This is a genomic window from Psychroserpens sp. AS72 (assembly GCF_038900375.1).
Lineage (GTDB): Bacteria > Bacteroidota > Bacteroidia > Flavobacteriales > Flavobacteriaceae > Psychroserpens.
In genome coordinates this window covers 22,595-38,376 of record NZ_JBBMRC010000009.1, presented here as the reverse complement: position 1 = coordinate 38,376, position 15,782 = coordinate 22,595, and the positions used below count along the sequence as shown (strand labels likewise).

Below are 15,782 nucleotides of genomic sequence, written 5' to 3'. Positions count from 1 at the left end.
GAAAGAGCTAGTTTGTAAATTTACAGGAATTAAAAACTAATCATTAAAATAACAACTATGAAAAAATTATTACTAGTATTTGCTGTTTTTGCGATGTCTTTCGCAGCATACGCGCAAATTGAAACACCAGCACCAAGTCCGTTTTCTAAACTAGAACAAAAGGTTGGATTAACAGATATTACTATTGAGTACTCAAGACCAAGTGTAAAAGGAAGAACAATCTTTGGAGATTTAGAGCCTTATGGAGGCATTTGGAGAACAGGAGCAAACAAAAACTCAATCATCACTTTTAGTGATGATGTAACAGTTGCAGGTCAAGAATTAAAAGCTGGATCTTATGCAATTTTTACAAAATTAAATTCTGCTACACAATGGGATGTTATGTTTTACACAGATACAAACAATTCTGGAGTTCCTAAAGAATGGGATGATAGCAAAGTAGCTGCAACTGCTAAAGTTAAAGTGATGCAAATTCCATTTAGTGTTGAAACAATGACAATGGATATTAACAATATCACTTCAACAGGAGGAACTATTGATATCATCTGGGAAAAGTCTTATGTAGGGATTCCTTTTACTGTACCAACAGATAAAACAGTAACAACTACAATTGATAAAATAATGGCTGGACCAAGTGCAAATGATTATTATGCTGCTGCTGTCTATTACTTGACATCTGGTAAAGATATTAAGAAAGCTAAAGAATGGATTGACAAAGCAATGTCAATGATTGAAAAGCCAGGTTATTGGCAAGTGAGAAAGCAATCATTAATTTATGCTGCTGCTGGAGATAAGAAAGGAGCAATTGAATTAGCAAAAAAGTCTATGGCTGCTGCTAAAGAAGCTGGAAACGATAATTACGTAAAGCAAAATATGGCTTCTCTTAAAGAATGGGGAGCAATGTAATTTTTCCCTGCCTGCTGACAGACAGGTTCGGAAATAATAAAACTTAATAATTAGACCTTTTGAATTTTCAAAGGGTCTTTTTTTATTTATAATTAAGACCAATTTGATGCCTCACAGTATCTAAAAGTTGAATTAGTGTTCTACTGAAATCAAACGTCATCACATCACTTTCTTTTTTATCATCTCTTAGGAGTTGATTAAAATGAAGAATCTCGTAGTAATACCCATTAGTTGAATAATCAAAGTCTATGGTTTCTTCTTTTTCTTCGGAAATGAGCGTCACATTTGATGGTCCATGAAATCTAGAATTTATTTTAATGGTACCAAGTTCACAATAGAACTTAGCTTCAGTTGGTGTTTTTTCAAGAAATGTGCTTTTTAAATGTGCTTCAACATCATTGTCGTAACTAAATAACATTAAGCATGACGAATCAACATCGTTTTCAAAAAAAGTTGCTTTAGATTCTATATGAATAGGTTGTCCTAAAGTAGATAATGCAGCAAAAATAGGATAGATGCCTATGTCCAATAAACTTCCACCTCCTAAAGATTTATTAAATACACGTGAGGTCATATCAAGCTCTGGTTTAAAACCAAAATCTGCTTCAATCTTCACAATCTTCCCAAAGGTTTCATCTTTAATATGTTGTAAAGCAAATTGATAATGCGGAAGAAAATACGTCCACATCGCCTCCATCAACAAAGTGTTGTTCGCTTTAGCAGTGGCAATCATTTCATCAACTTCGCTTAAGTTCATAGCAAAGGGTTTCTCACACAACACTGCTTTTTTATGATTTAGGCATAAAATGGTATTCTCGTTGTGAAATGCGTGAGGTGTTGCAATGTAAACAGCATCTATATTTGGGTCGTTAACTAATGCTTCGTAAGTTCCGTAAGCATGATTTACATTATAGGTTTTAGCAAACTCACTAGCTTTGTTTAGATTTCGAGACGCAACAGCATAGAGCGTTGCATTCTCAACTTTAAGTAAATCTTGAGCAAATTTATTTGCTATATGTCCAAGACCTATAATTCCCCATTTTATATTTTTATGCTGTTGTGAATTCATCTTTGGATTGTATTGATTGCAAAAGACAAGCTATAGCAATAACAATTGCACATCCTACAAAATTTAACCATAAAAACGGTAAGTTAATGTATTCATACTTGTCTAATAAGAATAACGCAATTACTAATACCTGAGTGATTAATCCTGCTACAAATACTGCGTTTCCTTTAACGAATTTGAAAAAGAAGCCTAGCAGGAAAATACCTAGCACATTTCCGTAGAAAATAGAACCAATGATATTGACAAGTTGAATTAAATTCTCAGCAAGATTGGCAACACAAGCAACTCCAATGGCGATAATTCCCCAAGCTAATGTAAAATATCGAGACGCTTTAACCATCTGTTTTTCTGATTTCTCTCTTGTATTTCTCTTGTACAAATCCATTGCTGTAGTACTTGCTAAAGCGTTTAATTCACTTGCAGTACTAGACATTGCTGCGCTTAAAATTACAGCGAGCAATAAGCCAATGAGTCCTCGAGGTAAGTTGTTTAAAATGAAATTTAAAAAAACATAATCTTTATCGTTACTCTCTACTTTTATATTTTGAGAATCGCCAGCCTTTTCTATTAAAATTCTAGCTTCTGCTCTTAAGTCATCACTTTGTGTATTGTATTTTGCTATAATTTCTGGATTCACTTTTTCACTCGTATTAGAAAACTCAGTGATTGTTGCTTTCTTCATGACGAAGATATCATGTTGTTTTTCTTGTATAGCTTTATATTCATCAGCATACTGCGAGTTTGAAACGATTTTAGTTGCATTAGGATTAAAATTTACTGGTGCTTCATTAAATTGATAAAACACAAACACCATAACACCTACCAACAAAATAAAGAATTGCATTGGTACTTTTAGGAGTCCGTTAAACATCATTCCAATTTGCATCTCTTTTAATGATTTACCAGAAAGATAACGTTGTACCTGACTTTGATCTGTTCCAAAATAGGAGAGCATTAAAAATGTACCACCAATAAGTCCACTCCAAACTGTATATCGATTATCTAAACTAAACGAAAAATCTAAGACTTCCATTTTTCCACTTGCACCAGCAATATCCAGAGCTTTTGTAAATGTGATGCCTTCAGGAAGTTTATCAATAATTAAAAAGAATGCGATTATCATTCCTGTGAAAATCACAATCATTTGATGTTTTTGAGTCACGTTTACTGCTTTTGTTCCTCCAGAAACGGTATAGATAATAACGAGAACTCCAATGATGATATTTAGTAGTAAAAGATTCCATCCTAAAACAGCAGACAAAATAATTGCAGGTGCAAAAATGGTGATTCCTGCAGCCAATCCACGTTGGATTAAAAACAAAATAGCAGTAAGTGTTCTAGTTTTTAAATCGAATCTATTTTCTAGAAATTCGTAGGCTGTATATACTTTAAGTCGATGATATAATGGAATAAATACCATGCAAATTATAACCATAGCAATTGGTAAACCTATATAGAATTGCACAAATCCCATTCCGTCGTTAAAAGCCTGTCCTGGAGTTGATAAAAACGTAATAGCACTGGCTTGAGTAGCCATAACGGATAAACCAATAGTGTACCATTTTGAAGTATTACCACCTTTTAAATAATCTTGAACATTCTTGCTGCCACGTGATTGATATGTTCCGTAGATAACAATAAGTAATAAGGTTCCAATAAGTATAATCCAATCTAATTCTTGCATCTTAAAAGGCTTTTGTGATGAAGTAAAAAGCTATAATATATATGATATTGGCTGCGAGTACTAAAGTGTACATCTTGTTCCATTTATATTTTTCCATGATTGATTAATTTTTGATTTGTTCAGGTTGGTTTAAATCATTTTTTCCAAGCGATAACATATTGGCAAATAGTCGATATGCTCCCGAAACTCCTGCAGGAAATTCTCTAAAAAAGCTTAATCCTGTATAGACGTAATATCCTTTTCCGTGTTTTGCAACGAGTAAACTTCCTGTTTTTGGTGTTTCACCTTTATCATTCATTGATAAAATAGAGGTGAACTCACTCGACCATTGATCAGGAAAATACAAACCACGTTCTTGTGTCCAGCCTTCAAAATCTTTTGATGTAATTCTATTCGGAAAGTTTAATACTTCATGGTTTGTCGCTAATAATCTAACTTCTGCAAATTCATCTGTAACTCTATCTCTCGATAATTTTAAATCGTAAGGTGCAATGTCATCTACTTTAATGCCACGACTCGTATTGTATTGTACAATCATATTTCCGCCTTGAGCGACATAATCAAACAATAATTGTTGTTTAAATTTAAGTTCTTCAACAGTATTGTAAGCTCTAATTCCAACCACGATTGCATCAAAACGTTTGAGGTTTTCTGCGGAAATATCTTCGGGTTTTAAAATTGCAACGTTATATCCTATTTGTCTTAAACTCTCAGGTACAACATCTCCAGCTCCTTCAATATAACCGATGTTTTGACCTTGTTTTTTAATATCTAAACGCACAATTTTACTTTCACTTGGTAGTAAAACGGTTTGAAACGGAATGTGATCATAGTCAATTTCAATGAGCTCTCTAGTGTAAATATTTTCTCCAATATGAACCATTGGTGTCAATAAACCTTCACTTTGCTCTTTTGGAGGCACAACAGTGAAAATTAATCGTTCTTCTTGACCTTTATTAGCAATAGTTACTTTTTGCTTTTCAGGATAAACACTCCAGTTTTTTGGATGAGCAATTTGAACAAAACCTTCAATATTAGCTCGTCCTGCCTTGACGATAACTTCAATATCATGCTGTTTATCTGAATCTAGGATAATCACTTTTTCTGAAATTTTAGCAGAAGCTTCTGGTATGATTTCAAAAGGCTTGTAGAGTTCGCCTTTATCTGGTTTAGAATAACGATACACTACAGGTTTAGTAAATGTTATTGGAATTTTGTTGATTAACACATTGAAATCTACATTGAAAACGCGAGGTGTTTCAGGTTTTCCAATAAACTCTGGATCTGCTTTGTACATTCCTAAAGTTCCTTTTTCTGCTAACCAATAAGGCGTTGTTGGTTTTTGATTTGAAGGAATGGTAATTGGTTCTTTAAAATCGAACTTCGTATTTTCTTCAAGATTGATATTTTTAGAAATCTCTAAATCACGAGATGTATTTAAGCTAACTAGCGTAATATTTTGCTGACTACGATTAAGTACCTCAATATTTAAATTGATAGTTTCGTTTTGAGTTGCCCAGTTCGTTTCCGCAGAAACTTCTAAATACAATCCAGCGCAAGCTTCTATAATAGATTTTATTTCCTTGGTTTTAATAGTTTTCCAGTGCTTATCTTCAATTTTAGAAACTAATTGATAAGCCTCTAATAATTTTGGTAGATGCTCAGATGGATTTATAAAATTGAAACTATTTTCAACTTCTAATAGAATGTTTCCTATGGCTTGTCCGCCTTTAATACGATTCCAAGTGGTATCAATCCCATCAAATACATTTGCGTTGTTATTGATTGCGTCTCCCTTTAAAAACTCGATATATTCTTCTTGAGCTCCACGTTGTGTTAATCTTCCAAAACCTTGACATAAATGCTGACTACTAGCAATGGAAGCTAATTCGTTATTAGACAAGCCTTTTAGCGGATAGTATACACCAACATCTAACATGACCATGTTGCTTTTGTCAACTTTATCAAATTCTTCTTTGCTGCCATATCTCCACCAAGACGTATTGTAAAATAAACGTTTTGGTTGCCATAACTCTGTGTTTGATAATTGCTCTGGATAAGAAGAAGGATTGTTGACCAAATCAAAAGCTTCCATACTTAATAATGCCGAACTTGTGTGATGACCATGCGTTTGTCCTGCACGTCTGTGATCAAACCTATTAATAATAACATCTGGTTTAAATTGTCTAATAGCTAAAACAACATCACTTAATACTTTATCCTTATCCCAAATATCTAATGTTTCATCAGGATGTTTAGAATAGCCAAAATCATTGGCACGTGTAAATAATTGTTCGCCTCCATCAACTCGTCTAGCTGCTAACAACTCTTGTGTTCGCATAACGCCTAGAAGTTCTCTAATTTCTGTGCCAATTAAGTTTTGTCCTCCATCACCTCTGGTTAAAGATAGGTAAGCAGTTCTAGCTTTAACTTCATTAGACATATACGAAATAAGCCGTGTATTTTCATCATCAGGATGTGCAGCAACATATAATACAGAACCTAAAAAATTCAACTTTTTTATAGATTCAAAAATCTCAGATGAGGTAGGTTTTTTAGGCTGTTGTGCTGTAATTAAAGTTGTTGAAAAAAGTAATAAAAGGAGCAGATGTAATCGTGTCTTCATTATTTGATAGTTAGTTGAAATCAAATATAACGAATGATGATATGTGAGTGCTTGTTTTTAGATTTCTTTAACGTTAAATCAGTAGACAAATAGAATTATTCATGACACCAAACCGCAAGTTCATTACCAGTTGGATCAATAAACTGAAATCGTCTACCACCAGGAAATGAAAAAATATCTACCGAAATCTTACAACCATAATCCAATATTTTTAATCGAATATTCTCTAAATTATTATGATATATAACGACTAAAGCACCATTTGTTATGGGTTTGTCTGTTTTTTCAAAACCACCTGATAATCCGCTGTTTTCAAAAGCGGTATAAGTTGGACCATAATCTGTAAACGTCCATTCAAATACATTGGTGTAAAATGTTTTTACACTATCTAGATCGTTAGCATAAAGCTCTATATAATTGATGTGGTTGTTAGTAGGTGACATTATGCTAATTGTATTTAGTAGTTATAAAAATTAAACTGAATCACTACCATCATCATGAAATCCATCAATTGCATCTTTTTCTATAAGTGTCACGCCTTTTTGAAGAATTAAATTATTAGGATATGTTACCAAATCACCATTGTCTTGACGTAGATGTAATTGAAACGCTCTAATGTCTTCAATGATAGCTTCTATAGGAAAATCCTTATCATGAATTCTGACTTTATCACCCACTTTATATGGAAACGAAAAGAACATGATAATCCCAGATGTAATGTTGCTTAAAATAGACCAAATTGCAAAAAGGGCAATACCAATAATTGCAAAAACTGAAGAAAAGACAAGAGCCATGTCTTTAAATTCTGCACCAAAAACAAATGCTTCTATAATTAATGCAATAATAAAGAATGTGACAGACACATATCTGTTAATCAGTTTTATACGTGCTTCGTTAATATCGCTTTTTCTTCCAATTTTTCTTATAATTTTATGACTAAATAAGCGCACAAAAAATAATACAATAAGTACTATTGCAGTAATAATAAGTTCAGATTTGTATGTTTCAAAAATCATGAAAACGTGTTTAATTTATTGGTTAAAGATACATTACAAATTTGAAAATCTTAACGATTTAATTTGAGTGTTTCTCGTAAGTTTTCATCAGCATTTGATTTCTTATTCCAATATGCAGATGTAATGGTTTTGAGCTTTGTAGCTTTTGTAGTTAGTGTTTTTGTATTTGCACCAGAGCCTTCCTTGAAAGTTTCCTCCCAACTAGTTATTTCATAAGGAAAACTTGGATTGTAATTAATGGTTAATTTACGATCAAGCTCATGATAATAGATAATGTATTGACCTTCATTGTTAATTGCTTTTGCAGAATAAGGTTTCATTTCTATATGTTTGAGTCTAATAAATTCCATTGAAGGGATCATATCGAAATGTCCAACAGGTAAACTTTTAGGATCTAATCGTAATTGCGTCCATAATTCATTTTCTAAAATTGCTTTATCTAATGTGAACTCTTGGTCTGCATCGCTTTCAAAATAACTGTGCGATGTGATTTCAAACTGATCACGATTATTAAGTTGAGTGTACACATGACCACACCATTCTTGAACAGAGCAACTCACTTTAAGCGCATGTTGATTATTACTCACAGGATAAAATGTGGATTGCATTATAGAATATGGATAAATACCAGTATTAAAATTTTTAGTAGCATTTAATTTTAAAACAGGAGCATTGGCTTTGTCATAACGATCTGCTTTGACTTGTTTTTTAGGTAAAAAATCTTCTGTAACAAATACTAAAACAGCACTACCATCTCTCATTTCACCATAGCGTGCTTGCTCTAATTTGTATGAAGTTATTTCTGCTTCTCCAGCATACCAATAGTCTTTAAATTCTTGAGATTGTTCATATGATTGTTCTTTCGGAAGTGTTTTTGATACTTCGGAAATTGGCTCGCTTTTCAAAGCTTGGTCTTTTTGTGACGTTGTGTCTTTACATGATGCAAATATTCCGAAGAAAAAAAGCATTATAATCTGAAGGTTTTTCATGTCTGTAAATTTTATACAAAATTACAAACCAAACCCTACAGAACCATACTGTTTAACGTTTTGTAAAGTAGGTGAGTTGGTAATCCTACAACATTAGAGTAAGAACCTTCAATATTTGTAATCCCAATTTGACCAATCCATTCTTGAATCCCATAAGCACCAGCTTTATCAAAGGGTTTAAAATTGTTGATGTAGTAATTTATTTCGTCTTCGGTAAGTGCTTTAAAAGTTACTTTTGTAACAGCATAGACTGTTTTTTGAGACGTTTTAGTCGTGAAGCATATTGACGTAATAACATCATGTGTAGCATCACTCATAGATGATAACATGTTAAAAGCATCATCATGATTTATAGGTTTACCTAAAGCTTCATTGTTATGCCAAACAATAGTATCACTAGTAACTAGAATATCTTTATCATTCAATTCATCTTTAAAAGGGAGCGATTTTAATTGTGCTAAATAATCACTGATTTCAAAATGTGTCAACCGATTAGGGAATTCTTCTTTCACAGGTTTTAATCTAATCTCAAACTTCAAACCTAAATCTTTGAAAAATTGCTGACGACGAGGTGAGCCAGAAGCTAGGATAAGATTATAATTTTTCAGTTTGTCTTGGATCATCTTAAGTTGTTTTAATTATAAATGGATACAGTAATAAAGATAAGATTCCAAAAAGCATCACCAATTTATAAACTAGGCTAATGTGCTTGTAATGAAAGTTGTTACTAGCTCCAAATATCTTTATTGAGCTATAGATTAAAGGCGCAATAATAAACAAGAGAAAATATCCAATGGCAATGGGCTGTTTATATAAATAAGTTACTATAAAATATATAACAGCTCCAATTGGTATCATGCTCACTACAAACGCAATTTTATTTGCGCGCTCGCGACCAATAACTATAGGTAAAGTGTTCATGCCAGCTTTATAATCGCCATCAACATCTTGAATATCTTTTACTAATTCTCGTACCAAATTAATTAAGAATGCGAAAATAGCATAATCAAAAATAATGTCTAAAAAAGTGAGTTGTGTTTCTCTGTTTTGCGGAATCATTGAAGGTAGCAAATCAAAAATCCCAACGATAATTATGCTCATCGCAGTTAAGAATGAGATGAGAATGTTTCCAAATAAAACGGTTCCTTTTAAATAAGACGCATAGACGTATAATGCAATAGAAATAATAACAAATATGGCAAAAAATGAACTTTTACCAACACTATGCGATAAGTAGAATCCTAAAATAACACCAATAATATTTAAGGCAAAAAACAGATTATAAGCAGTGTTTTCTGAAACATGTTTGCCAATAATGACTTTGTTAGGTTTGTTGATGCTGTCGGTTTCAACATCGTAAATATCATTGATAATATTACCTGCTGCTGCAATACATAAAGTGGTTATTACTAAAAGAGAAAACCCTAAAGTATTTAATGTTGTTAAAACATTAAAAGGTTCTAAAAGTGCATATTTGACAAGTACTTGCGCAATGATGATGAGTGCGAGATTTTTCCAACGAATGAGATTTAAAATGTGCAATTTATTGTTAGTTGTTTGGTTGTTAGTACTGAAACAAGTTCAGCATAAATAGTTGAGTTTTTTTATTCTGAATGCGATTATGGCTATGTTTTAACATTTAGTTTTCCGTCCATTTTTTTACCCTCAAACAAACACGCTAAAAGCCAATAGCTAAATTAATCATATTTAGCATCAAAATTTCCGTCCCATTTGCCTTGAACTTTCAAAATTTGTTCAATGATATCTCTTGCTGCACCTTGTCCGCCACCTTTATGAGAAATGTAATGACTTATCGCTTTGACTTCTATTGCTGCGTCTTGCGGACAAACAGCCAATCCAACCAATTTCATCACAGGAATATCTGGAATATCATCACCCATATACAACACATTTTTTGCGTCAATATTGTTGTTAGTCAAATACTCGTTGAATTGATTGACCTTTTGATGAGCACCCAAATAAATATCTGTAATGCCTAGACCTTCCAAACGTTTTTGAACACCAAGATTACTTCCGCCAGAAATAATACAAATATTAAAACCAGCATTTTTAGCTGTTTTAAGCGCATAACCATCTTTTATGTTCATGCGACGTAACATGTCTCCATTGGTCATTACGGTTACGGTTCCATCTGTAAGTACACCATCTACATCAAAAATGAATGTTGTAATGTGTTCTAGGTATTCTTTATAGCTTTTATCGTCCATTTAATTATCTTCTTTGGTCACTAAACTTGCCTGCACTAAGCGCAGTCGATTTGTCGAAGTGCCATTATTTGAATTTTATTTTTTTAATTCTTGTTTTCGGTCACTGAGCCTGTCGAAGCATGTGTTTTCTTAATAGAAGCAGTCATCAACTTATATATATCTTTATGATGCTCATTATCGAGCATTTTTAAATGCCTTTTTATTGTTTTTTTATCGTTGCGTTTTGCAGGACCAGTTTGCGCTTTAAAAGGCGAGAGGTCTTGTACTTTATTTGCAGTTTCTAGAATGAGTGGTTTTAGTAAATCAAATTCAGCACCTTGAGATTCTGTGATTTCATGTGCTACTCGATATAATTGATTCGTAAAATTATTTACAAATACAGCAGCCAAATGAAGTACTGCTCGCTGGTCACTATTTATTTTTTTTGTGTTATTTGATATTGATTGGGCCAATTCTTTTAAAATAGGATAATCTTTTCTCATCAACGCTTCATAACAAATTGGTACTGTAGAAAAATCAATGTCGGCACCTTGAGAAAATGTCTGCAACGGATAAAATATACCACGTCTGTTTTTTTGATCAATATCATAACCACTAACGCTTCCAGAGGTATGAACGACCAATCGGTTTTCAAAGGGTAATTGTTTTGATAAATCGGAAATAGCATCATCGCTTATTGCAATAATATATATATCTGCTTCAACGAGTTGAGAAATGTCATCAGTTAATTGCACCTCATTGTTATAAGGTCGCATGCTTGATATATTTCGGTTATACCATTGGGTTACTTTGACATTTTCCGAAGAAAAAAAAGCTTTGTATAAATGATGAGCAACATTGCCTGCTCCTAAAATTACGACTGAAATCATATCACAAAAGTACAATAGAAATAAGAAATGATAATAATCATGCTATAATTTAAATTCAGTAATTACTTTTGTGACTATGAACCAAGATATTAGTAATCGCGAAGACGTGTTTTTATTGGTAGATACTTTTTATAAAAAAGTGCGTAAAGACAGTACGTTAGGTCCTTTTTTTAATGACACTATTAAAGATTGGGATGCACATTTAGATCGCTTGACGACCTTTTGGGAAACGAGTTTATTTATGACTAAAAAGTTGGAGAAAAAGTACTACGGAAATCCGCTAGAAGCACACGTTAAGGTAGATAAAGCAAATAATAATAGCATTACAGAGCTTCACTTCGGAATTTGGCTTAACCTATGGTTTGAAACTCTTGAAGAGCTTTTTGCTGGTGAAGTCACCGAAAACGCTAAACGTCGTGCTAGAAAAATGGGGAGTTTTATGTATTTAAATATTTTTAAGGCTAGACAGGAGGAGAGTTGAGATTCTAGAATTAAGAGATAAAAGACAAAAGAAAATAGAGAATAGAAAATAGACTGAAGACCTTTTACGGGAAATTTGGGTTTGGTAAATTTGTTCTAAAATTGAAGAATTCAATACCTGAGTAATCACATAAGAGTAAGTCTCATGAGTGGAAACATTCTAAGAAATAGTGAGCTTCAAAATAATCTTGATTTGATTTCACTAGGGAATCATTCCTTAAACATCAAAAATTTTCCGAAGAATTCTAAAAAGAAAAGCGAACGTCACTTATGATTTCCTAGGAATGGTTTTGAATTTTTGATTCGTTTTGTTTCAAGACAAAATGAATGTTAGAGAAAATTAAACATGCAAATAGTTATATGAAATCAAAATCATAAAAAGCAACCCAACACCAAAACATATTTAACACTTTTTTGATTGCATAACAGGACAACCAAAAGAGAATAATTAGTTACCTTTGCACAACAAAATTTAAGCCTTCTTGCTATGCAAAAGAAACTTGCTAACATTCTCTTTTCTACACGTCTTACTGGTATATTATTTATTGTCTTTTTTGTATCCATGATTATTGGTACGTTTATGGACGCTGGTCAAGATACATCTCCAACACCTTACTCTAGACATTACATATATAATGCTTGGTGGTTTGAAGCTATTCAGATCATTTTTGTTATTAATTTTATAGGTAATATATTTAGATATAGATTATTTAGAAAAGAAAAATGGGCAACCTTGTCGCTCCATTTAGCATTTATTTTTATTCTAATTGGTGCAGGAATTACAAGATATATTGGTTTTGAAGGTTGGATGCCAATTAGAGAAGGTGAAACCGAAAATACATACCTTACTAGAGATGTGTTTTTAACCACATTTATTGATGGTGATTTAGTTGTTAATGGGCAACAACAAAGAAAAGTAGTGCAAGAGCGTGTTGATTTTTCTGAACGTTTAGATAATGACTTAACTTTACACTCAGAATACAATGGAACACCTGTAACCATCCAAGTCAAGAAATTTATAAAAGATGCTGAGCTAGATATTATTCCTGGTGATGTTGGAGATTCATACCTTAAATTGGTTGAAGCTGGTGATGAAGGATCACATAGTCATTACATAAAAGAAGGAGATGAAGATGGTGAGCTCATTCATAATGTGGTCTTTACATTAAATAATCCAAAACCTGGAGCAATTAATATCACGTCTGAAGGCAATAAAATGTTTATAGAATCGCCTTTTGAAGGTGATTATATGGTTATGGCAACCCAAGAAACGGGAGCGTTATTAAAAGATACCATCCAGCCTTTTAAATTGAGAGCGCGTTATCAAATGGCAAATATGGCGATTGTATTTCCAAAACCTATTACCCAAGGACAATTTGGAGTCGTTAAAAAATCACAGATGCTGCAAAGTCGAGAAGATGGAGTTGTAGTCGATGTGACAGCTAATGGAGAAACTAAAACGGTAAATTTATTAGGCGGACAATACATCAATGGACGCTTTGAACAAGTTAACGTAGGAGGACTTGATATCGCTGTAAAATACGGTTCACTTGTTAAAGAATTACCGTTTAGTATCAAGCTTAACGATTTTGTCGCAGAACGTTATCCTGGAACCGAAAATAACTTCTCAGCTTTCTCAAGTGACGTAACAGTTATAAAACCAAATCAAACTCCATACGATTATAAGATTTTTATGAATAATGTATTAGATGAAGAAGGGTTCCGCTTTTTTCAATCTAGTTACTATCCAGATGAAAAAGGAACAAAACTCTCTGTTAACCATGATAAATGGGGAACTTGGGTGACTTATTTTGGATACATGTTATTGTATTTTGGGTTGATGGCAATTCTATTTGCAAAAGGTTCACGTTTTGGAGATCTCAAGCGTATGCTTAAAAAAGTAAAAGCGAAAAAAGAAAAGTCACTTACTGTGCTTGTATTTTTCTTCGGAATGCTTGGTTTCTCACAAGAACATAGTGCAGATGATGGACATAATCATCAAGCAGATACAACACAAACAGTACAACAGCATTTTGAAGGTGATGGTCATGATCATAGTACTCAAGCACAACCAACTGTTAAAATTGAGCGACCTACAAAAGCAGAAATAGATTCTGTAATTCGTTCGAATATCACACCTAAAGAACACGCAGATAAATTTGGTGCTTTAGTGATTCAAGATTATAGCGGACGAATGATGCCAATGAATACATTTGCTTCCGAAGTCCTCAGGAAATTAAGCAAACGTGACCACTACGAAGAGTTTGATGCCAATCAAGTATTACTCTCCATGCAGGAAAGTCCGTTGTTTTGGTACAACGTTCCAATCATTTATTTAGCAAAACGAAAAGGAGATTCTATAAGACATATAATTGGTGTTGATAAAAGCGTAGATTATGTATCTATCACAGATTTTTTAACTGATGATGGTAGAAACAAAATAGGACCATACCTTAAAGATGCCTATGCTGCCGAAACACCAAATGCTTATCAAAATCAACTTAAAGAAGCTTACGATCGTATGAGTTTGTTGTTTAATACACTTGATGGTCGTTCTATAAAGATTTTCCCAGTACCAAATGATGAAGGTAATACATGGATTTCTTCAATGGATTATAAAGAAGAATATCGTGAACAAATTAAAGATACACTCTACGGAAAGTTTATAGAAAACAGTTTTGGTTTCTATTTAGGTGAATTATATAAAGCAAAAAAATCGGGAGATTATACACTTTCAAACCGTTTGTTAGCTGGATTTAAAAATAGTCAAGCAGAAGTTGGGAGTGAGGTCATGCTTTCCGAAGAAAAAATTAAAGCAGAAATTCTATACAATAAGTATGATATTTTCAAGACGCTCTATTGGTATTACCTATTTGTTGGTTTAATGCTTTTTATACTATTGATTATCCAAATATTTAAGGAAGAAAGCAAAGTATTAAACACCATTATTAAAGGTCTATCCATTGCAGTAGTCGTATTGTTTTTATTGCAAACAGCAGGTTTAATTGTACGTTGGTACATTTCTGGTCATGCACCATGGAGTAACGGTTACGAGTCTATGATCTATATTGCTTGGGCTACGATGCTTTTCGGGTTATTACTTTCTAAAGAGTCTAGTGCAGATGCTCCTAAAGGTTTCAAAGCATTTATTTACAGTATAATTGGAGGAAAAAACAAATCGTATTTAACCATTGCTGCTGGTGCTTTTGTAACTGCTATGCTTTTGGCAGTTGCGCACATGAATTGGGCAGATCCTGCTATTGGTAATCTACAACCCGTTTTAGATAGTTATTGGCTTATGATTCACGTGGCAGTTATCGTTGCTAGTTATGGACCTTTTGCACTTGGGATGATCTTAGGTTTAACCGTTTTACTTTTAATGATTTTTACTACGGAAAAGAACAAATCCAAAATGTTGCTTAATATTAGAGAACTCACCATAATTAACGAAATGGCACTAACTGTTGGTTTAGTGATGTTAACCATAGGAAACTTCCTTGGAGGTATGTGGGCTAACGAAAGTTGGGGACGATATTGGGGTTGGGATCCAAAAGAAACTTGGGCACTTATTAGTATTATTGTTTATGCATTTGTAATTCACATGCGTTTAATGCCAGGACTTCGTGGTCGCTATGGTTTTAATTTATTTTCTGTAATTGCATTTGCTAGTATTCTTTTTACCTATTTTGGTGTTAATTTCTATTTGGCAGGTTTACACTCATACCAATCTGGACAACAGATTTTGAGTTACCAATACATTGCATTGACATTGCTAGTTTTAGCTATTATTGGTGCATTGGCTTATAGAAAGTATGTTAAGTATTATAAGAAGTAGTATTTATCTGTTATCTGTTTTGCCTTTTTGCGATGAGGTCATGTATTTAATATTTCCTAAGAAAAAAATACTTGTAATAC

13 protein-coding genes are annotated in these 15,782 nt (G+C 33.0%); 3 read left to right on the top strand and 10 right to left on the bottom strand.

Annotation, left to right across the window (positions count from 1 at the left end; genetic code table 11):
• The first annotated feature begins 57 nt into the window (after positions 1 to 57).
• Positions 58 to 906 carry a DUF2911 domain-containing protein gene (locus tag WNY78_RS14715; protein ID WP_342873976.1) on the top strand — a complete coding sequence of 283 codons (849 nt, stop codon included), beginning with the start codon at positions 58 to 60 and terminating at the stop codon, positions 904 to 906.
• An 82-nt stretch (positions 907 to 988) separates the two neighbouring features.
• Here the strand turns inward: WNY78_RS14715 and WNY78_RS14710 are convergent, their stop codons facing one another.
• The 10 genes from WNY78_RS14710 to WNY78_RS14665 form a co-directional block, all read right to left on the bottom strand.
• The gene (locus tag WNY78_RS14710) at positions 989 to 1,975 is read right to left on the bottom strand and encodes a Gfo/Idh/MocA family oxidoreductase (RefSeq protein ID WP_342873975.1); all 987 of its coding nucleotides are present in this window, start codon (positions 1,973 to 1,975) and stop codon (positions 989 to 991) included.
• Complete coding sequence (locus tag WNY78_RS14705; protein ID WP_342873974.1) at positions 1,956 to 3,659, bottom strand: sodium:solute symporter; 1,704 nt, start codon at positions 3,657 to 3,659, stop codon at positions 1,956 to 1,958. Before WNY78_RS14705 ends, WNY78_RS14710 begins: the two co-directional genes overlap by 20 nt.
• A gap of 103 nt (positions 3,660 to 3,762) precedes the next feature.
• Positions 3,763 to 6,285 (bottom strand): PIG-L family deacetylase, encoded by a 2,523-nt coding sequence (locus WNY78_RS14700; RefSeq protein ID WP_342873973.1) that lies wholly within the window; start codon positions 6,283 to 6,285, stop codon positions 3,763 to 3,765.
• A 95-nt stretch (positions 6,286 to 6,380) separates the two neighbouring features.
• Complete coding sequence (locus tag WNY78_RS14695; protein ID WP_342873972.1) at positions 6,381 to 6,728, bottom strand: VOC family protein; 348 nt, start codon at positions 6,726 to 6,728, stop codon at positions 6,381 to 6,383.
• A 30-nt stretch (positions 6,729 to 6,758) separates the two neighbouring features.
• Positions 6,759 to 7,301, bottom strand: a complete 543-nt coding sequence (locus WNY78_RS14690; RefSeq protein WP_342873971.1) for a mechanosensitive ion channel domain-containing protein — start codon at positions 7,299 to 7,301, stop codon at positions 6,759 to 6,761.
• Positions 7,302 to 7,351: 50 nt separating this feature from the next.
• Positions 7,352 to 8,290 (bottom strand): septum formation inhibitor Maf, encoded by a 939-nt coding sequence (locus tag WNY78_RS14685; protein ID WP_342873970.1) that lies wholly within the window; start codon positions 8,288 to 8,290, stop codon positions 7,352 to 7,354.
• Between the two features lie 35 nt (positions 8,291 to 8,325).
• Positions 8,326 to 8,913, bottom strand: coding sequence for a Maf-like protein (locus WNY78_RS14680; RefSeq protein WP_342873969.1), 588 nt, complete (start codon positions 8,911 to 8,913; stop codon positions 8,326 to 8,328).
• A 1-nt stretch (position 8,914) separates the two neighbouring features.
• Positions 8,915 to 9,832 (bottom strand): geranylgeranylglycerol-phosphate geranylgeranyltransferase, encoded by a 918-nt coding sequence (locus WNY78_RS14675; RefSeq protein ID WP_342873968.1) that lies wholly within the window; start codon positions 9,830 to 9,832, stop codon positions 8,915 to 8,917.
• A 155-nt stretch (positions 9,833 to 9,987) separates the two neighbouring features.
• Complete coding sequence (locus WNY78_RS14670) at positions 9,988 to 10,518, bottom strand: HAD hydrolase family protein (protein WP_342873967.1); 531 nt, start codon at positions 10,516 to 10,518, stop codon at positions 9,988 to 9,990.
• Positions 10,519 to 10,601: 83 nt separating this feature from the next.
• Positions 10,602 to 11,387, bottom strand: a complete 786-nt coding sequence (locus tag WNY78_RS14665; protein ID WP_342873966.1) for a DUF2520 domain-containing protein — start codon at positions 11,385 to 11,387, stop codon at positions 10,602 to 10,604.
• A 76-nt stretch (positions 11,388 to 11,463) separates the two neighbouring features.
• On the opposite strand from WNY78_RS14665, the gene WNY78_RS14660 reads away from it, so the two are divergent.
• Together WNY78_RS14660 and ccsA are read left to right on the top strand one after the other, a co-directional pair.
• Positions 11,464 to 11,868: a group III truncated hemoglobin gene (locus WNY78_RS14660; RefSeq protein WP_342873965.1), complete on the top strand. Its 405-nt coding sequence runs from the start codon at positions 11,464 to 11,466 to the stop codon at positions 11,866 to 11,868.
• 486 nt (positions 11,869 to 12,354) lie between these two features.
• Positions 12,355 to 15,702 carry a cytochrome c biogenesis protein CcsA gene (gene ccsA / locus WNY78_RS14655; protein ID WP_342873964.1) on the top strand — a complete coding sequence of 1,116 codons (3,348 nt, stop codon included), beginning with the start codon at positions 12,355 to 12,357 and terminating at the stop codon, positions 15,700 to 15,702.
• Positions 15,703 to 15,782: the final 80 nt, after the last annotated feature.